The organism is Aequorivita viscosa, from assembly GCF_900106795.1.
Taxonomy (GTDB): Bacteria; Bacteroidota; Bacteroidia; order Flavobacteriales; family Flavobacteriaceae; genus Aequorivita; species Aequorivita viscosa.
In genome coordinates this window covers 96,060-120,118 of record NZ_FNNS01000001.1, presented here as the reverse complement: position 1 = coordinate 120,118, position 24,059 = coordinate 96,060, and the positions used below count along the sequence as shown (strand labels likewise).

Sequence of the window (24,059 nt, the reverse complement as noted above, 5' to 3'; positions counted from 1 at the left end):
TTATTTTTATAGTAAACTTGTCTGTGCTATAAGCATCAGTAATCCAACCCCTATCCATGGGAATTTAGTTTACGATTTATAGTATTGGATTTTCAGCAAATAGGAGAAGGAAATTTTATACCGCTATCTGTTTTTGCTTTTTCTTACAAGATTCTTTTAGTTCTGAGATTATTTCAGGATGATCAGGCAAATTTATTAAATATCTGGTCAAAATCCCTTCTAAATAATTATCCCAAAATTGTTCAAAGTCACCATCAAAATACTTTAATTTAAGAAAGTACGAAGGGCCAATATGATAAAGCTCGTTTAGACCTGGTATATTGTCTATTCTTTTATTAATAGTAGTCATTATTCTATAGGCTTCATCTTTATATTCTGGGATTAAATCGTCCCACATAGACAGCCTATCTTTCACCTTTATTTCTTTCCAAGTAAACTTTTTAATGGTATCAAAATCCAGAACTCTACTTTCTGAGCTTACGTCGTTCATAGTACCAATTATATAAACGTTTTCAGGAATATAGAAACCATCATGAAACAGATCGTATCCAGGGACGTGATCTATAAGTTTGGTTTTAACCTTGCCCTTTGGGCCTCGATTTTCTGGATCAAGTGTAGTACAGGCTTCTCCAAAAACTTTAATAATATTAGCATTGTTCATTTCGTCAATTATAAAAACGAAATCTTTTCTTTCAACAACGTCTACATCAACTTCTACAAGATTTTCCTCTTGAAACTTATCATAAACCTTTAAAAAGAGGAAGAAAACAATATGGTGATGATATATTTCAAGATATTTTTCTATTTCAGAAAGCGACCAACCAATATTTTTATGTTTTTTATACGTCTTATACATATTAACCATATTCCCCCACGGTATTGATAAGCTTTCTCCTTGATCGGTATAAACTGTTATGGTAGATCGATTTAAGCTTGTAACCTTAACTTTTTTACCAATTTTAGCACATTCAAGTAAGTAATGGCCGTCTTGAAAAATTTTATCTCTCATGGTTTCCGTAAACAAGGTCATTGTTTCGAAAATAGATTTTTCCTCTTTGAGTTCTTCTACTGTTTTTTGGCTATCTAATAGGTTTTGCAAGGCCTTCTTACAGAAAATTGTAAAATCACCATCTTTAAGTTCTTCAGTATAATCTGAGCTATTTTCCCACCAAGTTGTTGGTCTTAATCCTTCAATAAAATCTGAATACGAATAAGCTGCATGGAATCTAACTAAATTATATTCTGCTTGCATTTTTTCAGCTATTTGTTTTGCCAAATAGGTTTTTCCAGTTCCAATAACTCCTGTTAACACTAAATTCTTGCTCTTTTTCAATAAACTAACATAGTCTTTAATAGAAAAATTGGTTTTAGCACGTTCTTCTGGAGTCTGGTGTATGCCACCAATAGGTTGTACCATTTTTTCGTGTAAGGGATTTCCGTCGACATACAAAGTTTCCATTGCCTCAACTAATTCTGGCCGGATAACCCATTCTAACGTTCTGTTGTTTAACTCTCCATACATCGGAATTACCCAATAGGTAGGTTCTTTATCGCTTCCAATTATTTGAAATCGGTTGAGTTTTTTTTGAATAGCTTTTCCAAGCGCATTAATGCTATTCTGAATAATATTAGAATCTATATTGTGCTTTTGTCCCAACTTGCGACACGTGCTTCGGTGTCCGGGCTCGAGGTAAAATTTATACAATGAAGATTTTGTTTCTTCTTTAATTAAAGATTTATCTTGTAAAACTGATATCCACTCGGATTTAGTAATATTATTATCCCACGTGTATATTCCATCAATTAATTCAGCCTTTTTAATTCCCATCCTTTTCAACTAATTTTTTGGAAAGCTAAAGTGGTATTACCGAACACCACTTAAGCAACCAATATTGGTTAATACTATTTGCAATAAATCCTGCTAAGAAACTGCGATAGTACTAAGATAACACACTCTAAACAGCAACCTTTGTTACAAAGCTGAAAACAGTGGGGATGTTTTCGAATTTCCTCTAATATTCTCTAATATTGATGTCAAATTGTTAAAAAGCGATTGACATTTTAAAACAATATAAGTACCAGTTTTTGAGTTAGGTAAAGTTTATTAACAAAGGTAAAAATGTTTCGATAAATTCGTATATCTCAGTAAGAAAAAAATAAAGTTCAGTAATAAACTTTAAACAATCTCTCTATATTATTTCTATAACAGTGTAAATGCACTATCAAGCTGGATGTAAATCATCCATTCCTTTGGTAAATCTATATTTTAAATAAATTATTGTAAAGTGTTTTGTGAGCGAATTTGCATTTAAACTGTTTATTTAATATTTTATTTGGTTTTCTGAATTTAGATAAGTTCTGGCTGCTTACGGTACTTCGCAACCTATTAGCAAGTTGAATATAAGGTGAATTTTAAATATATCGCATCAAGTTTATTTGAAATTTATAGTATTAATCTTCTAAAAATATCATTATTGAAGCTGTGTAAGTTTTTACGATATGCAGACATAATTAGCTCCTATCAGATTAGTAATCTGACTGTAAATGAAAATAAAACACGTTAAAACGATCCGATAAGCTGCTTCTATGAGGAGTATTCCATAACTAAATTGAAGGCCTAAAGAGTTTGAAAAGATCTTAGATGATAGATAAATGATAGCATCGTGAAATAGAATCCTAATTATTACAAACAATTGTGAAGAAACTGAATAGTTGAAAAAATGTTTCAAAGTTTGTACAAAACCAGGTAAAAGCACTTCAAAACAGCTTTTACAGGAGTATTATTTCCCAATACCGTTCAAATTTAATTAGCTTTTAAGGATTCGGCTTTTTTTTTATCCTCTTCAACTTTTCGCTTATATTCTCGAAGTTCTTTCATTTCTAATTCATAAGAAAGCATAGCATTTTCGCTTGGTTCAATTTTAATTCCTCTATGCAAGGCCCAGTTTACAGTAAATTCGGCTCCAAAGAATAATATAAGGCAAGTGTAATAAATCCAAAGTAAAAGCAACACTAAGCTCCCTGCGGCTCCATAAACCGAGGCAGGATCTGATTGTGAGAAATAAAATCCAATTAAATATTTACCAATTAAAAACAATAATGAAGTCATAAAAGCTCCAATAATATTGGTTTTCCATTTAACCTTAACATCGGGTAAAACGGTAAATATGGTGGCAAAAAGTGCAGTTACAATTATTTGAGAAAAAGCGAAGTTTAACACCTCCAAAAAACCAGAAGACAAATCTTGATAATAGCTTCCGATAAACTGGCTAAAGGCATTAATAGCTGTGCTAATAATCAACGAAATAAGTAATAAAAGACCAATAGCCAAAACCATCCAAAAGGCCACTACCCGACGTTTTAAGGTAGAAATTAACGTATTCTTTTTAGCACGGACACTCCAAATATCGTTAAGAGCTTTTTGTAGTTGAAAAAAAACCCCGGTAGCTCCAAAAATCAAAACACCCACACCAAAAATAACAAACAGCAAAGAGCTTTCAGCCAACGCAGAATTTATGATCATTGCTTGAATTAATTCTGCACTCCCCTTCCCTATTAATCCGCCAATTTCAGAGGTAATCCTTCCTTCTACAGCTTCCTTTCCAAAAAACACTCCCGCAATATGGACTGTTATTATAAGTAGCGAAGGCAGCGAAAAAAGAGCATAATAAGCTATAATGGCGCTTTTTGCCCACGGATCATTCTTATCCCAACTTAAATAAGTGTCTTTTAAAAGTTTAATGAATTTCATTCTATATTAAGTTCGTGCGTGATTATTTCGATAAAATTCTCGGTTAAGGTACAATCTATTGTTTTATATACCACGTTTCAGAATTATATATTTATGCAAAACAAATAATAGAATTTTGTTAAAGCCACACAGAATTAAGGTTAACGAGTAAAAACCATCTTCATTTACATTTGGCAAATAGAAAACCTTCTCATAATTTTTCCCCAAAAGCATATATTTTAGAACGCATTCGCATTTACCTGCAAAGGGAAAACAAGCGAATAAAAGTAAATTTAACGCCCTTATTACGTATAGCAATTTATCCGTTGCTTCGAAAACCGCAAACAACGAATATATAATTTTAATAATACGACTTTCTCAGTAAATCAAGCTTACACTTAATATTAATGCAAGAATAAATTACGAGTTTTAAGGCAGCATATTAATCAAAAAAGCCACTCTCATAAGAGAATGGCTTTTAAAAATTTGAATTTAACGATTAGTCGATGCTAAAAATTGAGTGTAGCAATCTCTTTTTATCGTTAATGCTTTCTTCCATGGAAATCATTGTTTCCGTACGGCTAACTCCTTCAATATCGTCTATTTGATAAATGATATCTTTCGCGTGAGCAGTATCTCGAGCTCTTATCTTACAAAAGATATTGAATTTACCAGTGGTAACGTGAGCTACGGTAATATAAGGTATTTCACTTATACGCTCCATAACAAATTGTGTTTGCGATGTTTTAAAAATAAACACCCCTACATAGGCGATAAAAGAATAACCTAATTTGTTGTAATCAACCTGAAGAGAGGATCCTGTAATAATCCCTGCTTCTTCCATTTTTTTCACTCGAACATGAACCGTTCCTGCAGAAATATTAAGTTTTTTCGCAATATCCGTAAATGGAATACGCGTGTTATCTATCAATAAATCGAGGATGTTGTGATCCGTGTCGTCCAATTTAAACTTTGACATAATAATTAATTTTTCGCAAAAATAGCTTGTTTTTAGAGAGTAAAAAATATTTTAATAAAAATATAACGGCATTTAAGCCCTAAAACCTATGATATCTGAAACTTTAACACCATATGTTAATGTTTTATCAGTATTTGTTAATATTTCTGAGCCTTGAGCATCAATTTCTAAATGCCCAAATAGCTTCTCAAGCCCACCTATTTCGTCCAGATGTGGAACATGAATAATAACGCCATTATTTAAAACTTCGACATATTGAATAGCAGCGTCTTTTAAGCTAGTATGACTAGCCAATTTAGCGTTTCGTATAATAATATCACGATAATTATTACGGTTTTCCGGAATCGCAAAATAATCGTTGTAATCTACTTTTTGACGACCTCCCATTATATCAAATAATGTAAGAAGTGCATAAAATATAAATTCCCGCGTTTTTTCACGTTTATAGTCATCTTTATAATGCCCTGCTTCAAACAATATCGTTGGTACTCCTTCCATTTGGAAAGTATCTCCAACACAGGCGGAATTAAAGCTGTCGTCATACCTCCCTACTTGCCCTGGAATGAATTTCTGCAAACAATTATTCATTCGTACAATATTTTTCATTGCAACCATACGCGCTTTTGTCACAGAACGTGCGGCATTTGCAGCGGGCGATAAAAAAGATACAGTGGCTGGCATACCATTATCAAAACCATAAATTGTTCGCTGGTCGTGCATATTTAAGCACATACTAGGTTTTAATGTGTCAAAAACTGTTCGAAGACATCGACTTTCACTTTGTGATAATTTTTGAGCGTCTCGATTAAGATCAATTCCGTTAACATTTTCACGCGTATATAATGCTGCTCCATCAGGATTTAATATTGGGATTACATACAATGAATATGTGTTTAAAAAATTTTGAATCTCATTTTGGAAGAAATCTTTTTGATTTAAAAATTTCAAAAGGTCAAAAATTGCCTTGGTAGTCGTGGACTCATTTCCATGCATTTGAGACCATGCGAGAATAGTTTTTCCCCCATTACCAATTTTTATTAAATGAATGTTTTTGTCTTTTTCAGAAGCCCCAACAATCGATATTTTAAACTTGTTTTTATACTCGTTTAATAGCGGCAAAATCATTTTTGAAGTAATATACCTTCCACCCAATCGAGCTTCAAAATTATTGCGATACCAATTCTCTATTTCCATATTATTTGTGTGTTACAAAGTTAAACAAAGCTATGTTTACAATTGTAACCTAAAGTTTTCTGCTTTTGTGATTACAATAGTAAACACAGAAGACTTGAAATCTGCTATTAACAGTCATAAATTTTAACTTCATTTATTTCAATATGCTATAAATGTATAATTCAGTTACATAAACAACTTTATACAAACTAAAAGTTTAACTATTTCAAAGTAAGTTAATATGAAGTTTTGATACCATGAAACAATGCGTTACATTTGTAATCGCAAATATGGGTTTAAAAATGCTACAATGTTAAACAGCAAGGATTTCACAAAAAGACTAGAAAAAATTTTGAATTTTTATGGACTAACGGCCTCCGCTTTAGCCGAAGAAATCGATTTTAATCGCTCTACAATTTCACACTTAGTGTCTGGAAGAAACAAACCTAGCTTGGAATTTGTGATGAAACTTCTGCAAAAATTTCCGGAGATAACCATGGATTGGTTGGTGTTTGGGAAGGGGTCATTTCCTTCTGATGGTGCATCTAAATCTGTTGAGAAAATTCAAAAACCAGACCCTATTCCTACTCTTAAAAAACCGCAGAATTTAATTTCAGAAGCTGTTCATGAACCTGAAAAACTCCCTGAATCAAAATCAGGATCTCAACAAATTGATCGCATTGTTATCTTTTATGCCGATGGAACTTTTAAGGCCTATGAAAACTAAAAGAGAAGTTGTCGTTAATTTTTCCGAAATTCGCAGAAAATTTTAATTATGCGTTTTCTTTATGTTTTAGGGCTCTGCCTCCTCTTTTCTGGATGTTATGAAAAAGATAGAAATTGTGCAGATTTCAAGACTGGTAGCTTTGAGTTTGAAGCCGTAGTAGGTATCGAAGTGTTTAAAACAACGCTGGTGCGAAACGATTCTATTGAAATAGATTACTTTCAAGGAAAGACTGATACCTCATCCATCCGATGGGTTAACAACTGTGAGTATATACTTCAGAAGTTAAATCCAAAAAATCAAGCTGAAAAGAAAGCTATACTGATTAAGATTCTCACCACTTCTGAAAACGAGTATACATTTGAATTTAGCGAGGTGGGAAGCACAAACACTAGCAAAGGTGTTGCTCGCAGGGTTCATGAAAAATAAGCTTCTTAAATGATTGATGTAAGCGTTTTAGCTTGGTTTCGGTATAGGAAAAGACCGTTCGGGGCGCCTTTACTTCTCGACAGCTTCTAAAGAGAATAAATTTAGGCAATTGTATTACTTAGCTCATTCTAAATAAAACCTTGGATAAATACAGTATTCGGATCTCTCACCGAAAATGGTTTGGGATTGGATTCTTGCCAACATCACTTAAATTCGCCTACAATCGTATTGTTATAAAAGATTTGAAACGCTTCGTTTCCGTTATTTATCAAGAGCCCATTCTTGCTAGAATCTATAGCCCATTCTGAGGTGGAAATTGACAGCAACATCGCTTTCATTATCTAAATATCCCGCTGCTTTTGCAAAATAATAAACATACCCAATGCCAATACCAGTTTCATAGGTAAAATGGTTCCCAAGGTTTCTTCTTATTCCCCAAGTTGGAATAATAACAACATCACTAACAATACTAATATTTTCGTAGTTTGAAATCACGAACCAGTCGGGATGGTAGCTTGTTTTTAAAGAGATAAAATTTCCACTATTCCCTTCAATTCTCCTATCTTTTTTTACACGTTTATTAAGATTATAATACCAACGCGGTTCCAACGTAATTACTGGAGCAAATACATATCCAGTTTTATCATAATAACTTCCGCCCCAAATTCCTGAATCAAAACCTAATTCGCTTCGCAGCACAATTTGATTTGATAATTTCGCTTCATTATGAGCCCAAATTCCTAAAAAACCTGTTTGGATGCCGAAAGTTGAGTTTTCAACGCTTACCGTTTGTGATTTTGCAATTAATGTGAAGCAGAAAAAGGTTAGGGCAAGTATAAGATTTTTCATAGAGAATCATTTAAACCTTACAATTTTATTATTTAAAATAATATCCAGCATCATACTATGAATGAATATTTTATACATTCTTAAATTGCAAAAACAACACCCTTTAATATAAAAGCCGTTTATCGATTCTTTAAAATATCGTTCTGCTCAGCCATCAATTTCTCAATATTAGACAGGAGCTGAATATTTTTTGGAGTTTCCACCGTTTTATCTTTAGGGTCCTCTGCCCTTTTCTTAAAGCGGTTTAAAAACTTCACTATAATAAAAATCGTGAAAGCTATAATGAAAAAGTCTATCAGGGCCTCCAGAAGTTCTCCATACCCTATCGCTAGTTCCTCCCCAGCTTCTGTGGCCTCTCGCAATACATATTTTTTATCTGAAAGCGATACATCTTGGGTAAGAAGAGATAAAGGAGGCATTATAATTTTTTTAACAATGGTGCTTATTACATTGTTAAAAGCGGTACCAATTACGATTCCGACTGCCATATCGATCATATTTCCTTTTATGGCAAAATTTTTAAACTCTTGGTAAAATGATTTCATACTTTTTATTGACTTTAATTACGGTACAACTAGAGTATACTCTTATAGTTTTAAAAGTGTTATAAATTTAATTTGAAATTTGGCAGAATGCTTACACACCAAAATGCTTTTCTAAGATAAAAATAAGATTATTTAAATTGCCTCACATTTAATCAATTCCCATATTTTTTAGAATTAAGAGCATTTTGAAAATAAATTTAAACGCGACCTGCTATACGGTCTTTTGCTAATTGGAGCACCATATGGAATTGGTCCTCGATATTCATTTCGGAATTATTGATTTCGATAGCGTTTTCAGCTTTTTTAAGCGGGGAATCCTTTCGTGTAGAGTCAATATGATCTCTTTCTTCCAGGTTCTTTAAAACGGCTTCAAATTGAATGTTCTCGCCTTTTTCAACAAGTTCTTTGTAGCGTCTTTGTGCGCGTTGAAAGGCGGATGCATTCATAAAAATTTTTAACTCGGCTTCGGGAAAAACAACCGTTCCTATATCGCGACCGTCCATAACAACTCCTTTTTTGAGTCCGATTTCTTGTTGCTGTGCTACTAATTTGGCTCTCACCTCTGGAATAGCAGCAATTGGGCTTACAAATCCGGAGACTTCAAGATTTCTAATTTCGTTTTCTACGTCTCGGTTATTCAAAAAAATGTGGGCTTTTTCCCAATCATTCTTTTTTTCAAAATACAGCTGTATTTGAGGTAAGGTTTCAATGAGTTTGGCTTTATCAAAATGTGTGTCAGAAATAATTCCATTTTCCATCGCATAGAGTGCTACAGCGCGATACATGGCTCCACTGTCTACGTACACATAGCCCAAATAATCTGCAAGTTGTTTGGCTACGGTACTTTTTCCAGTAGAGGAATAACCGTCAATGGCTATGGTAATTTTCCTCATAAAATCAATTTATGGCTATTGTTAATTTGCGCAAAGATGCGGGTTTTATTACTGAAGGTCAATATTAAGCCCGAAAAAACTAGAACTTGCCGCCGTGCTATACTGCGCATACGAATAGCTCAATCGCAACTTATTCAATTTTATTGAAAAGCCTGCACTTAGTCCGGCAAAGGCTCGTTTTTCTAGAATTCGCAACTCCTCTCCTCTTCTAAAGTTGTACCCTAAACGAATATTGAATCCACTTTCTGGAAACAATTCAATTCCAAAAATTGTATGCCGTAGCGCGTTCGTGAAAACATTTGATTTTTCTTCGGTTACATTACCTTCAAGATCGGTCTGCTCTCGTGCTGGGTTGGAAAAGGAAACATCCCACTGCTGCATATTTTCTAAGGTTAAATGCCAACGAATAGGGATGTTTTCTAACGTTTGCGATATTCCGAATAGCAATTCAAAAGGAAGTGGCTCATATTGCTCGTGATATGGCGTAAATTGAGATCCTATATTCCGCGCAACTCCCGTAATATTCAAGTCCCAATCTTCATATACATACATTAGTCCAATATCTACAGCGCCCCCTAAAGACGAGTATTGCTCTAATTTTGAAGAAATTAACTTAACATTTACCCCAACGTGAAAATTGGTAAAAGCAATATTTCGTGCGTGACCAAAAGATAAGGCTACTTCGTTACCGCTAAAGCTATTGGTGGGAGTTCCAAATTCATCATACCCATCAAATTTACCGTAGTTTACATAGGTTACACCAGCGTGCAGCACTTGTGTTCGTCTATCCCAAAGGTAAGCATAGGCAGCAGTTCCGTAATTTACATCGCCAATATAGTTGGTGTAATTTAATGAAAGTTGGTTGTCCATTGCTGGATTAATACTCGCTGGGTTCCAAATAGCTTGGATAGGGTCGTAATCGTAATTAGTCAACACTTTCCCTCCTAAAGCAGCCATTCTGGGGTTGTTTACCAAGTTGAGAAATTGGTACGTTCCATCCCCGCCCACTTGTGCTGTGACTGTAAAGGAAAGTATAAAAAATACAATAAAAAATTTTTGGGCCATGAACGCAAGTTACCGTAACTGAAATCTAAAACGAAAGTAAGTATAATTTATTTTCATGAACTCTAGATTGTTGGGGAAATTAAAAATAAAAACGGATGAAATGTAAAAAACATCACTTTTTCACCTCATCCGTTTAAAATATCAAACCAATTTTTACCTTGAAATTATAGTGTTTTTGCGTTTTTAACCTTTTCTTTCGTTAACGCAACTTCTAAAACTTCACTCATGTCTTTCACATAATGGAATGTTAGGCCTTTTAAGTATTCTTCTTTTATTTCGTCTATATCCCGTCTATTTTCTTCACAAAGTAAAATTTCTTTGATATGAGCACGTTTGGCTGCCAATATTTTTTCTTTAATTCCGCCCACAGGAAGTACTTTTCCCCTAAGTGTTATTTCTCCTGTCATTGCAAGACTTTTCTTCACTTTTCGTTGGGTAAATAAAGAGACTAAAGACGTTAGCATCGTAATTCCTGCACTTGGTCCATCTTTAGGAGTTGCTCCTTCTGGCACGTGAATATGTACGTTATATTTATCAAAAATATCAGGAGAAATATCTAAAGCTTCGGCATTCGACTTAATGTATTCCATCGCGATGGTCGCTGATTCTTTCATAACCTTCCCGAGGTTTCCGGTAAGGTTAAGCGTTCCTTTTCCTTTCGAAATTGCAGATTCTATAAAGAGAATATCGCCTCCAACACTCGTCCAAGCCAACCCAGTTACTACTCCGGCAACTTCATTATTTTCATATTTACCACGTTCCATTTTTGGCGAACCTAAAGCTTCGACAACTATTTCATTGGTTACTTTCTTTTCATACGGTTCGTCCATTGCTATTTTCATGGCTGCAAAACGAACCATTTTTGCAATTTGTTTATCCAAAGAACGTACGCCACTTTCCCGCGTATAGCCTTCGACTATTTTTTCAAGTTGTTTCTTCGGAATTTGTAAAGCACCTTTATCTAAACCATGCTCTTTCAATTGCTTAGGAAGTAAGTGTCGTTTTGCTATTTCCACTTTTTCTTCAACTGTATAACCTGTTACGTGAATAATTTCCATCCTGTCCCTAAGCGCTGGTTGAATTGTACTTAAACTATTGGAAGTAGCGATAAACATTACCTTTGAAAGATCGTACCCCAGTTCTAAAAAGTTGTCATAAAAAGAATTGTTCTGCTCTGGATCCAAAACTTCGAGCATTGCTGAAGATGGATCTCCTTGATGACTCGCAGAAATTTTATCTATTTCGTCTAAAACAAATACTGGATTACTTGTACCTGCTTTTTTTATGCTCTGAACAATACGACCAGGCATTGCCCCTATGTAGGTTTTTCTATGTCCACGGATTTCAGCTTCATCGCGAAGCCCCCCTAAGGACATTCTAACATATTTTCTACCCAAAGCTTCGGCCACAGACTTACCTAGAGAGGTTTTTCCAACTCCTGGAGGTCCATAAAGACAGAGAATTGGCGATTTCATATCATTTCGCAATTTTAATACTGCCAAATATTCAATGATTCGCTTTTTAACATCGTCTAGTCCGTAATGATCACGGTCTAATACTTTACGGGCGCGTTTCAGGTCGAATTTATCTTTACTGTAATGATCCCAGGGTAAATCTAGAAGAAGATCTAAGTAGTTACGCTGAATGCTATATTCCGCCACTTGCGGATTCATTCGCTGCATTTTGGTAAGTTCTTTTTCAAAATGGTTGTGAACTTCCTTACTCCATTTTTTCTTTTTAGAACGAACACGCATTTCATCAATCTCCTCTTCTATTGAGGAACCTCCAAGCTCCTCTTGAATGGTTCGCATTTGCTGCTGAAGAAAATATTCTCGCTGCTGCTGATTAATATCACTCTGAACTTTGGATTGAATATCGTTGCGAAGAGAAAGCTTCTGTATTTCGATATTCATATATCTAAGCGTTTCTAATGCCCTGTCTTTTAGATTGTTTATTTCCAATAACGCCTGTTTTTCTTCGACTGAAATATTAAGGTTTGAGGAAACAAAGTTGATAAGGAAACTAGAGCTTTCTATATTTTTAATAGCAAACGCAGCTTCTGAAGGAATATTCGGGCTTACTTTTATAATTTGAAGCGCCATTTCTTTAATAGAATCGATAATAGCCAAAAATTCATCGCTTTCATTTTCTGGACGGGCCTCACCTACTTCTCGAATAGAAGCAGTCATATAAGGTTGGGTTTGTAGAACATCCACTACCTCAAATCTCTTTTTACCTTGGATAATAACAGTTGTATTTCCATCAGGCATCTTTAAAACCCGAAGAATCTGAGCTACTGTTCCAATAGTATTGATATCATCGATACCCGGTTCTTCTTCAGATTCGTCCTTTTGAGAAACGACACCAATAATTTTATTTCCTTTATTGGTTTCGTTAATAAGTTTAATAGATTTATCCCGCCCAGCTGTAATTGGAACAACAACACCTGGGAAAAGAACTGTATTTCGTAAAGGCAGAATGGGAAGTGTATCAGGAAGATCCTCTTTGTGCATTGCATCTTCATCTTCAGCAGACATAAGCGGAATAAATTCAGCATCCCCATCTAAATCCTGAAATGACAACTTGTCCAACAATTTTAATTTTGATTGAGCCATATTTTTATTTAAGACATTGTGTCACTTTTAAAAGTGTCACAACGAGTTATTATTGAGTTTAAAACATTATATAATCTAAAAACGGTGAAACCTAGAGGATTCAACGTTCTTCCTTAGATGTATTTCAAGAGTTATGCCAGTTATCGAATAAAAGCTTTAAGAACGCCCGTATAAAGGGGAAAGAATTTTAAATTGAAATACTTTTTTGAAAATAAAATTAATATTCCAAATGAAGCTTTAAGAGTTGGGTGAATTCCCAAAATCAAAAAAGCCACTTCAACATTTGAAATGGCTTTTATAAAAGTCAAACCTATTTTAAAAATCCTTCTTTTTTGAAATTCTCCAAATAAGAACAGTAGGAATTAACACCCATAGTACTAACATTTTAAAAGAGAGAATTAATCCGAAATTGGTTCCAAAAAACCGCTGAAATACAGCACCTGTATATCCTAATAAAGCAGAAATATCGAGTTTTAATAAGATGAGTACGCGGGATAAATCTATCGGGTTTGTAAGAATAGCGATCAATGAAAAGTTGTCTAGCGGATAATCAGAAAAGTATAGGATAGACATTAAAAATATTCCGTCATAGATTACTGCCATAAATAACCAAAGTAGGATTGCATATCCAAATCCTTTAATTTTATTTTCATTTAGAAGTCCAATCATAAAGGCTAAAGCCGTAAATATAAACGTTAAAAAGGCTCCTGTTATTAACAATAACGAAAAATCCCAGATGGCGTTGCTGTTAAAAAGTCCATAGAAAACAAAAGGAAGTCCGAGACCTATAATTAAACTCATTGAGAGCGAGGTAGCCACTCCAAAGTATTGTCCTAAAAATATTGAACTACGTTTAATAGGTTGAGCCAACAACAGCTCGGTAAACTCTCGGGAATCGTAATGATACATTATACCGAAAATAGTTCCAATTAATGGCACCAAAATAATTATAACGTTCATTAGTGTGATTACCGCTTTTGATAAATCGTTATTTAAAAATAACAGCACTACTCCAAGCAATAAATAGAACAGAAAGTATACGTAGCTCCAACGGCTTCGCATTAAATCGTAAAAACTGTATTTTAATATTTTAAGCATAACTAGCGGATAAAATTGAGGCTATTGCGTGTTCAAGGTCTGGTTGTTCCGTTTTGGTTTTTAGTTGGCTGATGGTTCCGTTAAAGTAAATTTCGCCTTCTAATAGGAAAACAATTTTATCGGCAATATCTTCCACAAAACTGAGGATATGCGAAGTAACCAAAATGGTTTTTCCTTTTTCCTTTTCCGAAAAAATTAAGTTCTTTAATCGCAAATGTGAAATTGGATCCAACCCACTTGTTGGTTCATCTAAAATAATTAGCGGGCTATCGAACATAAACGTAAGCACCAAGTTTACTTTTTGCTTTGTTCCGCCCGAGAGATTATCTAGCCTTTTATTTAAAAACGGCTCGAGTTTAAAAAGTTCGATTAATTCAATTTCCTTTTCTGTTTTAGATGCGCGTAGATCTTTAATCATCGCAATTATTTCTTTCACCTTTAAATTGCCTGGAAATCTGGCTATTTGAGGTAAATAATCTATTTTATTACGGTATTTATAATTGTTTTTTATAACCTCATCGCGTATGGTAATGTTGCCCGAATCGGGGATTACCATTCCTAACATACATTTAATAAGGGTTGTTTTTCCAGAGCCATTTGGTCCAAGAATAGAGAAGATTCCTCCTTCATTAATCGAAAGATTAATACCCTTTAATACTTCATTCTTACCGAATTTTTTATGAAGATCATTAATTTCTATCATGTTCAATTCTTTTAATTTTAGGATTTTCATCGATGAGATCATCAGGCGTAAACACCGGCGACACTTTTTCAGAAAAATCAATAATGTCTATAAACAAGCTTCTTAGTAAAATTATGGATTCAGGAGCTTTATTCACTATATACGAAAATAGTTTCACCGGACGATAAGGCACATCACCAATACCATTTTTATCCAAATCATATCCCGTATAAGTACTCCAGTAATTACCATCGAATTTATTATCATTCATTCTTCCGAGATACGAAATATCAAACGAGTTATGAATAAAGTTGTTATTAATTACCTTGGTGGCATAGGACCCTCCTTTCATATTCATGGCCCATCCATTACTTATAAAATCATTGTTTTTATATTCAATCCGATTGCACACTTCTGAAGTAATTCCAACTGTATTTTCAAAAAACACATTATTGGTAATTTTGGCATCGCTTATTTCTTTTAATAACAAACCATACGAAGCCGTTCCCCAGTTTTTTCTGAATTGGTTATGATGCATATCAATTCGTTTGGAAAACATAACTGCTACACCGGCTCCATTGCCTTCAAAAGTATTGTATTCGTACAAGTCATCGTTACTGAACATAAAGTGTAAACCATAACGCACATTGTATTTACTGATGTTGCTTCTGATAATTATAAAGTCTGAAAATTCTAAATAAATACCATCGCGTACGTGTCGCACATCATTTCCTGTAATTTCAATGTTTTTGCTGTGCCAAAGGTGGATCGCATTTCCTGAATTAAATTCGGATACTGCTTCTCCTGTTACCTTATTATTTAAAATTTTTCCGTGTTGTGATCTTTGAACGTAAATTCCGAAAAACAATTTTTCTAAAACTAAATTTTGAATTACGAAGTTCTTACTTGTTACCACTCTAACCGAAGCGTAATCGGTTGTATAGCTAGAGCCTACGTTAATAATCTTAAAGCCGTCCAAGGTAACATTGTCCGCCCCAATGGTAACAATTTCTCCCTTGTCTTGACCGTCTATCGTTGGAAGCCCTTCACCAATAATGGTTAGCCCCTTGTCTACTTTTATTCCAGATTCTTTATAAACTCCTGGTTTTACAAGGATAGTGTCTCCTTCCTCGGCGATTGCAATTGCGGCTTTTATAGACTTTGTTTCGCAACTACCACACACAGTTATGGTATTGGCCCACGAATATTGCACCGATAGGATAAGAAAACCAAGAATGAAAATATAGGTTAGTTTTTTCAATTTAAGGAAGATTTATAAATAGCTATTTTAAAAAAGAGAAGATTGATTTTAATTTGTGAGCTTATTTGAAATCAGATTGTTTGGAATAACTTACAATATAGGCATTAAATACTATTGAACTTGATACGCATTCTCGTTAATTTTAACCCCGTTTTAAATGCGATTGAATTTCGTCCCAATTATATATTTTTCCTCCAAATTCCAATTGTTTGTTTTGGGCGTCATCTTCAGATTTATATCCCGATAAATTCTCTGCCATAGGGCTAGGTAGTTTATCACTCACTAAATAACTAGCCGATTTTGCATCTATTAAATTGCCAGGGGTATTAAAATCTGCAATTAACTGATACGCCATCTCAACATCTGAAAATTCTTCTTGTAAAGAATGAACCATACACTCTATGGCATCATAACTATAAGCCTTTCCTTTGGATGTAACTAGCTGTGATGCAAATTGTTGATCTACAATATTCATATTGCAATAATGACAAGCATCCGAGCCATAATTAATTGGTTTTGGCTTTACGTTACAGGCGGTGAACAATAATGAAATAAGTAATAATTGTAAGATTTTCATAATTGAAATATTTTGAGATTTATCCTCCCACGTCTTAAATAATACGTTTTTTAAAATTACTTAAGACACCTTCCTCTTTTACCGAGGAAGGAACTTAAGTTTTTACTTTAATTTGATTTAGATTCGTACTTTCCAACAAAGAAAGCTACTACAGTAAGCATCATACCTGTAAAAATCATATACGCTCCAGTAGCTGGCCAAGAATCTACATCAAAGTTTAACATTTTTTGATAGCCTAGCAAAGGTGGCTTATAGGTCATTGGTGTGCCATCTAAGTTTTCAAGCTTCATAATTGCTTTGGGGTCGAGGTCGGTTCCGTAATCTATTAGCCAGAGGTTAAAGTCGTACATTCCCAATAAACCGAGAATTGACATTAATATAAACCAGCCTAGAAACCACTTATAACTTACCTTTCCAAAGAAACCTAGTAATCCAATTATAACTCCAAGAGCAACCATTCCTCCAACTACTTTCGGAAAAACGCTAAACTCCCACATATCTTCGGCCTTCGGAATAGTTTTCATTCCGATGTAGTGGTTTAACCCATCGATATTTTGAATGTCAAATTCTTCAACACCTTCTATTCCTTGAATATAAATATTCATTCCAAGTGGATCTGGATATTGAGGTGCGCCTAGCATAATGTTCCATAATGGGAATTTAAAAAGTCCCAATAAGAGCAAGGAGCCAATAATCATTATTAATCCTGCTTTTTTCATTTTGTTTGTTTTTTAATTCGCGAAGTTGCGAATAGCTTTAGACGTCAGTGTGTGGTCGGTTTTAGAGGTCTAATTGTAATACTGTATAGATTACAAGAAAGTAAATTGGTATTGTTGATTGTTTTTTATTTTTTTAAAAAGACGGGGGAAATCAACAACCCCCGTCTTTACTGAAAATACTATCAATCACTAATCTAGTATTTTCACAACTAAAAACATCTTTATTAATCTTCACCTAAGCTCCAAGACAACTCAATATCAGAGTCAGCTGGACTTACGCGCACATATCCTTGCATTTCTTGGTGAAGTGCAGAACAGAAGTCGGTACAGTAGATTGGCCATACCCCAACTTTCTTAGGCTCCCAAGTTAAAGTTTCCGTTGCTCCTGGCATTACAAGTAATTCGGCAGTATTAGCACCAATTACAGCAAAACCGTGCGGTACATCAAAGTCTTGTTCTAAGTTTGTAACGTGGAAATAAACTTTGTCTCCTACTTTTATACCTTCGATGTTATCTGGGTTAAAGTGGCTTCGAATCATGTTCATATAAACGTGTACTTCTTTTCCGTTACGTTCAACTCTTACATCTGAGTTTGACAATGAAGCATAAGGGTGCTTGTTATCTGCCAACTTATAGATTTTTTTAGATTTTGGCGCAACTATTTCGGCAGGAATACCAGCAGCATAGTGAGGTTCTCCGTGCGTTGGGAAATCTAGTAACAATTCCATTTTATCTCCATTTATATCAAATAATTGTGCGGAGTGTTCCATTTCTGGTCCAGTAGGCAAGTAACGGTCTTTTGTAATTTTGTTCATTGCTACAAAGTAATCTCCAAAAGGCTTACGAGAGTTTCCACCTGGAATCATACCGTGTCCTACTGAGTAGAATACTGGTTGGCGGTCTAATACCTCCCAAGTTCCAACTTTCCATTTTACAACCTCAGAAGAGATAAAGAATGTAGTATAAGCATTTCCTTTGTTGTCAAATTCTGTATGCAATGGCCCTAAACCTGGTTGCTTAACAACACCGGCAAGAATATCTTCAAAGTTTAAGATTGGAATACCATACGCTTCTCCATCAAATTTTTTGTTTTCGATAGCATCAATCATTTTAGTAAAGCTGTGAACAGTTAAGTCAGCAGATAGTTTTCCGTTACCAATAATATATTCTCCTGTTGGGTCAACATCACAACCGTGTGGTGATTTTGGTGTTGGTAAAAAGTATACAGCGCCAGGAACATCTAGTGGATCAACTGTCAAAACTTCCTTAATCATAGTAGAAGTGGCAGTATGTGTGTTTTCATCCATAATGTTATGTGCGTAATTTGCAGGAACTTTTTTACCACCTCCGTTATTAACGTATTCTTCAATTTTCTTCCAGTTTACCGCTGCGATAAAATCTTTATCGTTTTGTGAAGCATTAACTTCTAAAAGTGTGTGAGCTTCTTCGGTGTTATAAGTAGTAAAGAAGAACCAACCGTGACTCTTATCACGTCCAGGGTGCGATAAATCGTAGTTAAAACCAGGCATCATTAATTGGAATTTAATTCCCATTCTTCCTGTTTCTTGATCTACATTAATAAATGTAAGCGCGCCTTTAAACTGACCTTTATACTCATTAATAGACATATCTCTTTGAGGCACAGGCACAGAGAAACGAGTTCCAGCAACTACATACTCGGTATTTTCAGTAATAAATGATGAACTGTGGTTACCGGCACTGTTAGGAATTTCAATAATTTCTTCTGTTTTGAAGCTCTCTAATCCAATACGTGCAATTCTAGGTGTGTTGTTACCGTTAATAAATATCCAACGGCCATCTAATTCACCATTAGTTTGTGAAATGTCCGGATGGTGAGAGTCATCCCAAGGCACAAAACCGAAAGACGTATTTAGCATCGGTGTTGTTTCTTCTGTATATCCATATCCATTTGTAGGGAATTGTGAAAACACCGGAATTTCTTTCAGCATACGCCCAGAAGGAAGTCCGTAAACCGTTAAGTTTCCTGTGTAACCTCCAGAGAAGAAACCATAGTACTCGTCGTGCTCGCCTGGAGCCACATACACTCGCTCAGCTGCGTTGGTCGATAATCCACCTTGGCTGCCTTTTTTGCCATTTTGTTTACCACTATCATTACAGCTTACCATTCCAGCAGCCATAACAAGGGCAATTGCAATATTAATTGATTTTTTCATTGTTCTATTTATTTAAAATTAAAGTTGATTTGTTAATTAGTTTGCTGGTAAAATCACTTTATCTACCACGTGTATAATACCGTTACCAGCATCTACACTTCCTACAATTTTAGCTCCTCCTACAAATACATCATCGCCTTCTACTTTCACGACAGCGTCATTTCCGTCGGCTTGACCTACTTTTTTGAATTTCTTCAAGAAATCTTTAGAATAATTTCCTGGCGTTACGTGATGCTTTAAAATAGACGCTAATTTTTCTTTGTTTTCTGGCTTTAAAAGATCCTCAACAGTTCCAGGAGGAAGCGCTTCAAAAGCTGCATTTGTTGGTGCAAAAACCATTAAAGGTCCGGCGTTAACTAACGCATTTTCTAAACCAGCGGCCTGGACAGCGGCAACTAACGTGGTGTGATCTGGCGATTTAAGTGCTATTTGAAGAATGTTAGGTGTAGACCCATCATCTTCAATAAAAGCTTGTCCTTGGTTTGAAGGAACATCGGCCGCATTTGCAGTACTCTCGACCACGTTTCCACTTTCTTCTGTTTTTGTTTCATTCTTACAAGCCGAAAAAACAAGCAGGGCTGCTGAAACAAAGAGTAATTTAATGGTTGTTTTCATATTACGATTTGGTTTTAAATCCTTGCAGGGCAGATACCCTGCAAGGAAGATGGTTGTTTATGTATATATTAAAGAGTTCTGAAATATTCTAAAATCTGTCTTGATTGCTCTTCGGTCATGTTTTGGTTTGCCATTGGTGAACCGTTGAACTCCATTAAAAGTGCCTTAGCAAGCGGATCGTTATTAACCATTCCTTCTGGATCCATAATCATATTCATAATCCATTCTGGGGTTCTTCTTTCCAAGATGCCTTTAGGCGCAGGTCCGATAAACTTTTTGTCGGTTTTGTGACAGGCCGTACAGTTCATTTTAAAAACTTCGGCTCCCTTGGCTGCCATTGCCTGGTCTATAGTTTCGCCAAGCTCTACATTTTTAATTGGCCCAACACCTTTATTGGTCAGGTCAACCATTTGAGAAGGTTTAACATCCGACTTCGCTGGAGCTTCCTGTTTCACCTCTGTTTTAGGCTTTGCTCTAATTTTAACAGAGCTGTCCTCTTTTTTTTCTTCTTTTCCACCACAACCTACTAAGGCGATGATAGCAAATGCGGCAAATGATTTAATTAAATGTTTCATAGTTGATATAAGATATTAGTGTTATAATTGATTAACGATACAAATTTAGTCTGACAAAGATTTGTAGGAAATGATTTTCGTCATATTACAGACAAAAACCTCCGATTATGTTTTCTATTGAAAGCCAATTTCATACGTCTTTAATTCCACGACAAATGTGTTGCTATTTTAACAAATAGGCTATGACGAAAATCATATCTACCAATTATTTTATATGAAATAAAAGTTGAAATGACTATACAAAAAAGTATGTCTAATTACTGAGGTGAAGACGCAGTTGAAGTTGAAGTTGAAGCGTATAGGAAACCGCACTCAGCTTGGATTGAAGAGTGAAAATAGTTTTACAGACGTAACCTGCTTTATACCTAAACTTTACCTTACCTTTAAAAAAATGAAATAAAGATTTTGACGATAATCCCTTACGGATTGGGCTTACAGTTTCAAAATCTGTTCAAAACGCATAATGCATAGACTTAAATAGTAAAACAAGCCGAAAAACGTTTTTACAGAAATTTGGTTGGAATTAATTGAAAAAGCGATTTTTTCGTAATGCCCTTACAAGCGTATTTACGTAATCCCGAATTGTTTTTTGCGAATTTGGAGCGTTTACAATATCAATATTGCCACGCCAAATTAAGTCGTTTTCTCGGTCGGGACATAAACAATATAAAGAAGATTCAGTATTAAGCACAGGATAATCTTCAAGCTGTCCACTTTCAGAAATAGTTCTGTTTTCTTTATAATAAGTGTCGAAAGTTTCAAAAGTACGCACCAAATTACGATAGGATTGTGCTATCGTAACTCGAGTTTCCTGACCCGTAATTTTTGACAAAAGCACCGAGTCAAACCCAGACTTTAACAAATCCGACTGGAAGTTTTCCCAGTTATTCTCTATGTCTTGTGAAATTTCGAATGGTTCACCATACAAATCCACACTTTTTACCGCATTAACGTTTTGATCTTCCAAAGCCTTAACCATACTATATTCAAATTGGCGTTGCAGTCCCCCATCGGGTGTCAAGCCAATAACTAATATTTTCTGCGGCTTAAAATCAGTTGTTTCAGGATTTACATATTGTTCCACAACTTTACTTGATGAACAGCCAGAAATTATAATAAATAATATAATTAGAGTAGAAAATATTCTCATACTTACGATGGTTCAAATTGTTTCACCGGTCTCAGGATTTGTTTTTCAATTCCGATGAAATTACTTGTAAATATACACCTTTTCAGTTTCGGAAGCCCATTGTCAATTTTGTAGACTCATCTTCATTAAAGTATAAAAACAGCTTCAACTCTTCATTAAAAAATGCATGATTAAGCTGCATTTTAGAAAACACGCAAAAGAATCTGAAAATCAAATAAATACAACGATCGAATAATTATTTCATAAAATATTTTTTTACCAAAACAAACTTTCTATCTTTGCTAACCAAATGGTTAAACCGCAAAGTTAAATAAGATGGTTAAAGAAAAAGCAAACCAAGATACAGAAACACAAATCCTGAATGCAGCGAAAGACGTTTTTCAAAAAAAAGGGATGGATGGGGCGCGAATGCAGGAAATTGCAAATGAGGCTGGCATAAATAAAGCCATGCTTCATTATTACTATCGCAGTAAACAATTGCTTTTTGAAGCAGTATTTAATAATGCTTTCTCTCTTTTGGCCCCAGAACTCAACAAGATATTAAACGATGATTCTGCGGTTGAGGACAAGGTTAGAAACTTTACCAGTAATTATATCACCTTTATATCCAAGCATCCGTATTTACCTAATTTCATAATTCAGGAATTGAACCGCAATCCTAAGTTTTTTGAAAAAATCCAACAAAACGCAGCTTTTCCTACGCTCGATAAATTCAAAGCCCAAGTAGCTCTTGAGGTGGAAAAAGGGATTTTGAAACCTATAGACGGCGAGCAGCTCTTTATAAATATTATCTCGCTAAACATTTTTCCTTTTATTGCCACTCCTTTAATTAAAGGGCTTTTAAAAGTTGATGACAAGGGTTTTAAACAATTAATGGAGAAACGGAAAATAGCAGTCTCCGAGTTTATTATCAATTCCATAAAAAAATGAAAAAGCTTCTATTTATACTTTTCGCAATCGCTCCCATCCTGGCATTTTCCCAGGAAACGCTCACTTTGGAAGCGTGTTACGACCTAGCGGAAAAGAACTATCCCCTGGCAAAGCAAAAAGCCTTATTGGAAGAAAAATTAAATTCTGAAATAAGGGTTTTAGAAAAAGAAAAACTTCCAAAGATAGATTTGAATGCACAGGCTACCTATCAATCTGATGTTATTGAATTTCCTCTTACTCTTCCAAATACAAATATAGAATCCCCCAATAAAGATCAATATCGAGCTTCAATAGACGCAAACCAATTGATTTATAACGGTGGAAACATCGCGGCAAACACAAGATTAAAAACTGCTGAGTTAGCGACCCAGCAACAACAAGTTGCCGTAAATCTATACACTTTAAAGTCTCGGATTAATCAGAGTTATTTTAGTGTTTTACTTTTCCAAGAACAGAAAAACTTGCTTCTTTCAAAAATGAAAGAACTCGAAACGCGCCTTAATGAAGTTAAAATCGGAGTGAAGTACGGGGCAGTCCTTCCCGCTTCCGAACAGGTTCTAACAGCTGAACAACTAAAATTAGAACAACAAATTTCACAAACTAGTTTTGACAGAAAAAAAGCTCTCAACAATCTTGCTTCACTACTTTCTCAAAATTTAGATACTAAAACAATTTTAACGACTCCAGAAATTTTAATCGCTCCAGAGATTGAGTCGAATCGTCCTGAATTAGAACTTTTCGACCTACAAGAAACGCAATTGGAAACTTCAAAAGAAGTCATTTCTAAAAGTAATTACCCAAAGATATTTGGATTTGCGCAGGCTGGGTACGGGAATCCAGGATTGAATATGCTGGACAATTCATTTCAGGATTTCTATATGGTTGGATTAAAACTAAATTGGAATGTTTTTGATTGGGGAAAAACGAAAGAGAAAAAGCAAGCTATAGATATTTCAAAAGAAATAGTTTCTACTGAAAAAGAAACTTTTGTGTTGAATAACGAAATACAACTGAAAGAAGCTGAAAGCGACATCAAGAAATATGAGGCAATGCTGCTTAAAGATATCGAGATAATAGAATTGAGAGAGCAAGTTTTACAAGTTTCAACTTCACAATTACAAAATGGGGTTATCACTTCATCAGAATACATCACAGAACTAAATAATCTGTACGAAGCAAAAATTGACCAACAAGTACATAAAATACAATTGTCTCTGGCAAAAGCGAATTATAAAGTAATTAAAGGCGAATAAAA

The 24,059-nt window shown here is 34.7% G+C and carries 22 protein-coding genes; 4 read left to right on the top strand and 18 right to left on the bottom strand.

Annotated elements, in window-relative coordinates:
- Positions 1-115: 115 nt before the first annotated feature.
- The 4 genes from BLW28_RS00565 to BLW28_RS00550 form a co-directional block, all read right to left on the bottom strand.
- Positions 116-1,828: an AAA family ATPase gene (locus tag BLW28_RS00565; protein ID WP_073216203.1), complete on the bottom strand. Its 1,713-nt coding sequence runs from the start codon at positions 1,826-1,828 to the stop codon at positions 116-118.
- A gap of 975 nt (positions 1,829-2,803) precedes the next feature.
- Positions 2,804-3,751: a YihY/virulence factor BrkB family protein gene (locus BLW28_RS00560; protein WP_073216198.1), complete on the bottom strand. Its 948-nt coding sequence runs from the start codon at positions 3,749-3,751 to the stop codon at positions 2,804-2,806.
- 478 nt (positions 3,752-4,229) lie between these two features.
- Positions 4,230-4,709, bottom strand: coding sequence for an Lrp/AsnC family transcriptional regulator (locus tag BLW28_RS00555; protein ID WP_073216194.1), 480 nt, complete (start codon positions 4,707-4,709; stop codon positions 4,230-4,232).
- Positions 4,710-4,781: 72 nt separating this feature from the next.
- Entirely contained in the window at positions 4,782-5,903 is a 1,122-nt protein-coding gene (locus BLW28_RS00550) for a M14 family zinc carboxypeptidase (RefSeq protein WP_073216191.1), read from the bottom strand.
- A gap of 289 nt (positions 5,904-6,192) precedes the next feature.
- On the opposite strand from BLW28_RS00550, the gene BLW28_RS00545 reads away from it, so the two are divergent.
- Both BLW28_RS00545 and BLW28_RS00540 read left to right on the top strand, forming a co-directional pair.
- The gene (locus tag BLW28_RS00545) at positions 6,193-6,609 is read left to right on the top strand and encodes a helix-turn-helix transcriptional regulator (protein ID WP_073216474.1); all 417 of its coding nucleotides are present in this window, start codon (positions 6,193-6,195) and stop codon (positions 6,607-6,609) included.
- A 48-nt stretch (positions 6,610-6,657) separates the two neighbouring features.
- Positions 6,658-7,035, top strand: a complete 378-nt coding sequence (locus BLW28_RS00540) for a DNA topoisomerase IV (protein ID WP_073216189.1) — start codon at positions 6,658-6,660, stop codon at positions 7,033-7,035.
- A 285-nt stretch (positions 7,036-7,320) separates the two neighbouring features.
- On the opposite strand, the gene BLW28_RS00535 is transcribed toward BLW28_RS00540, so the two are convergent.
- The 14 genes from BLW28_RS00535 to BLW28_RS00470 form a co-directional block, all read right to left on the bottom strand.
- Positions 7,321-7,884, bottom strand: a complete 564-nt coding sequence (locus tag BLW28_RS00535) for a hypothetical protein (protein WP_073216186.1) — start codon at positions 7,882-7,884, stop codon at positions 7,321-7,323.
- A 119-nt stretch (positions 7,885-8,003) separates the two neighbouring features.
- Positions 8,004-8,429 carry a large-conductance mechanosensitive channel protein MscL gene (gene mscL, locus BLW28_RS00530; RefSeq protein WP_073216183.1) on the bottom strand — a complete coding sequence of 142 codons (426 nt, stop codon included), beginning with the start codon at positions 8,427-8,429 and terminating at the stop codon, positions 8,004-8,006.
- A 197-nt stretch (positions 8,430-8,626) separates the two neighbouring features.
- Positions 8,627-9,322, bottom strand: coding sequence for a (d)CMP kinase (gene cmk, locus BLW28_RS00525; protein WP_073216180.1), 696 nt, complete (start codon positions 9,320-9,322; stop codon positions 8,627-8,629).
- A 48-nt stretch (positions 9,323-9,370) separates the two neighbouring features.
- Positions 9,371-10,387: a type IX secretion system protein PorQ gene (gene porQ, locus BLW28_RS00520; RefSeq protein WP_073216178.1), complete on the bottom strand. Its 1,017-nt coding sequence runs from the start codon at positions 10,385-10,387 to the stop codon at positions 9,371-9,373.
- Between the two features lie 164 nt (positions 10,388-10,551).
- Positions 10,552-13,002: an endopeptidase La gene (gene lon / locus BLW28_RS00515; protein WP_073216175.1), complete on the bottom strand. Its 2,451-nt coding sequence runs from the start codon at positions 13,000-13,002 to the stop codon at positions 10,552-10,554.
- Between the two features lie 315 nt (positions 13,003-13,317).
- The gene (locus BLW28_RS00510; protein ID WP_073216172.1) at positions 13,318-14,100 is read right to left on the bottom strand and encodes an ABC transporter permease; all 783 of its coding nucleotides are present in this window, start codon (positions 14,098-14,100) and stop codon (positions 13,318-13,320) included.
- A complete protein-coding gene (locus BLW28_RS00505) occupies positions 14,093-14,803 on the bottom strand; it encodes an ABC transporter ATP-binding protein (protein ID WP_073216471.1) in 711 nt (236 codons plus the stop codon). The genes BLW28_RS00510 and BLW28_RS00505 overlap by 8 nt, the downstream gene beginning before the upstream one ends.
- The gene (locus tag BLW28_RS00500; protein ID WP_073216169.1) at positions 14,790-16,043 is read right to left on the bottom strand and encodes a nitrous oxide reductase family maturation protein NosD; all 1,254 of its coding nucleotides are present in this window, start codon (positions 16,041-16,043) and stop codon (positions 14,790-14,792) included. Before BLW28_RS00500 ends, BLW28_RS00505 begins: the two co-directional genes overlap by 14 nt.
- Before the next feature lie 142 nt (positions 16,044-16,185).
- Complete coding sequence (locus tag BLW28_RS00495; protein WP_073216166.1) at positions 16,186-16,620, bottom strand: nitrous oxide reductase accessory protein NosL; 435 nt, start codon at positions 16,618-16,620, stop codon at positions 16,186-16,188.
- A gap of 107 nt (positions 16,621-16,727) precedes the next feature.
- Positions 16,728-17,339 carry a hypothetical protein gene (locus BLW28_RS00490; RefSeq protein ID WP_073216162.1) on the bottom strand — a complete coding sequence of 204 codons (612 nt, stop codon included), beginning with the start codon at positions 17,337-17,339 and terminating at the stop codon, positions 16,728-16,730.
- A 224-nt stretch (positions 17,340-17,563) separates the two neighbouring features.
- Positions 17,564-19,534: a Sec-dependent nitrous-oxide reductase gene (gene nosZ / locus BLW28_RS00485; protein ID WP_073216159.1), complete on the bottom strand. Its 1,971-nt coding sequence runs from the start codon at positions 19,532-19,534 to the stop codon at positions 17,564-17,566.
- A 36-nt stretch (positions 19,535-19,570) separates the two neighbouring features.
- On the bottom strand, positions 19,571-20,149 hold the full coding sequence (locus BLW28_RS00480; protein WP_073216156.1) for a fasciclin domain-containing protein: 579 nt from the start codon (positions 20,147-20,149) through the stop codon (positions 19,571-19,573).
- A 68-nt stretch (positions 20,150-20,217) separates the two neighbouring features.
- On the bottom strand, positions 20,218-20,724 hold the full coding sequence (locus tag BLW28_RS00475) for a cytochrome c (RefSeq protein ID WP_073216153.1): 507 nt from the start codon (positions 20,722-20,724) through the stop codon (positions 20,218-20,220).
- Positions 20,725-21,247: 523 nt separating this feature from the next.
- Positions 21,248-21,874: a hypothetical protein gene (locus tag BLW28_RS00470; protein WP_073216150.1), complete on the bottom strand. Its 627-nt coding sequence runs from the start codon at positions 21,872-21,874 to the stop codon at positions 21,248-21,250.
- A 315-nt stretch (positions 21,875-22,189) separates the two neighbouring features.
- On the opposite strand from BLW28_RS00470, the gene BLW28_RS00465 reads away from it, so the two are divergent.
- Both BLW28_RS00465 and BLW28_RS00460 read left to right on the top strand, forming a co-directional pair.
- Positions 22,190-22,804, top strand: coding sequence for a TetR/AcrR family transcriptional regulator (locus tag BLW28_RS00465; protein ID WP_073216147.1), 615 nt, complete (start codon positions 22,190-22,192; stop codon positions 22,802-22,804).
- Positions 22,801-24,057: a TolC family protein gene (locus BLW28_RS00460; RefSeq protein ID WP_073216144.1), complete on the top strand. Its 1,257-nt coding sequence runs from the start codon at positions 22,801-22,803 to the stop codon at positions 24,055-24,057. Before BLW28_RS00465 ends, BLW28_RS00460 begins: the two co-directional genes overlap by 4 nt.
- Positions 24,058-24,059 lie beyond the last annotated feature (2 nt).

Coding starts and splice junctions, on each gene's coding strand:
- BLW28_RS00565 (WP_073216203.1), bottom strand. CDS start 1,828: ATGGGAATTAAAAAGGCTGAATTAATTGATGGAATATACACGTGGGAT.
- BLW28_RS00560 (WP_073216198.1), bottom strand. CDS start 3,751: ATGAAATTCATTAAACTTTTAAAAGACACTTATTTAAGTTGGGATAAG.
- BLW28_RS00555 (WP_073216194.1), bottom strand. CDS start 4,709: ATGTCAAAGTTTAAATTGGACGACACGGATCACAACATCCTCGATTTA.
- BLW28_RS00550 (WP_073216191.1), bottom strand. CDS start 5,903: ATGGAAATAGAGAATTGGTATCGCAATAATTTTGAAGCTCGATTGGGT.
- BLW28_RS00545 (WP_073216474.1), top strand. CDS start 6,193: ATGTTAAACAGCAAGGATTTCACAAAAAGACTAGAAAAAATTTTGAAT.
- BLW28_RS00540 (WP_073216189.1), top strand. CDS start 6,658: ATGCGTTTTCTTTATGTTTTAGGGCTCTGCCTCCTCTTTTCTGGATGT.
- BLW28_RS00535 (WP_073216186.1), bottom strand. CDS start 7,884: ATGAAAAATCTTATACTTGCCCTAACCTTTTTCTGCTTCACATTAATT.
- mscL (WP_073216183.1), bottom strand. CDS start 8,429: ATGAAATCATTTTACCAAGAGTTTAAAAATTTTGCCATAAAAGGAAAT.
- cmk (WP_073216180.1), bottom strand. CDS start 9,322: ATGAGGAAAATTACCATAGCCATTGACGGTTATTCCTCTACTGGAAAA.
- porQ (WP_073216178.1), bottom strand. CDS start 10,387: ATGGCCCAAAAATTTTTTATTGTATTTTTTATACTTTCCTTTACAGTC.
- lon (WP_073216175.1), bottom strand. CDS start 13,002: ATGGCTCAATCAAAATTAAAATTGTTGGACAAGTTGTCATTTCAGGAT.
- BLW28_RS00510 (WP_073216172.1), bottom strand. CDS start 14,100: ATGCTTAAAATATTAAAATACAGTTTTTACGATTTAATGCGAAGCCGT.
- BLW28_RS00505 (WP_073216471.1), bottom strand. CDS start 14,803: ATGATAGAAATTAATGATCTTCATAAAAAATTCGGTAAGAATGAAGTA.
- BLW28_RS00495 (WP_073216166.1), bottom strand. CDS start 16,620: ATGAAAATCTTACAATTATTACTTATTTCATTATTGTTCACCGCCTGT.
- BLW28_RS00490 (WP_073216162.1), bottom strand. CDS start 17,339: ATGAAAAAAGCAGGATTAATAATGATTATTGGCTCCTTGCTCTTATTG.
- nosZ (WP_073216159.1), bottom strand. CDS start 19,534: ATGAAAAAATCAATTAATATTGCAATTGCCCTTGTTATGGCTGCTGGA.
- BLW28_RS00480 (WP_073216156.1), bottom strand. CDS start 20,149: ATGAAAACAACCATTAAATTACTCTTTGTTTCAGCAGCCCTGCTTGTT.
- BLW28_RS00475 (WP_073216153.1), bottom strand. CDS start 20,724: ATGAAACATTTAATTAAATCATTTGCCGCATTTGCTATCATCGCCTTA.
- BLW28_RS00470 (WP_073216150.1), bottom strand. CDS start 21,874: ATGAGAATATTTTCTACTCTAATTATATTATTTATTATAATTTCTGGC.
- BLW28_RS00465 (WP_073216147.1), top strand. CDS start 22,190: ATGGTTAAAGAAAAAGCAAACCAAGATACAGAAACACAAATCCTGAAT.
- BLW28_RS00460 (WP_073216144.1), top strand. CDS start 22,801: ATGAAAAAGCTTCTATTTATACTTTTCGCAATCGCTCCCATCCTGGCA.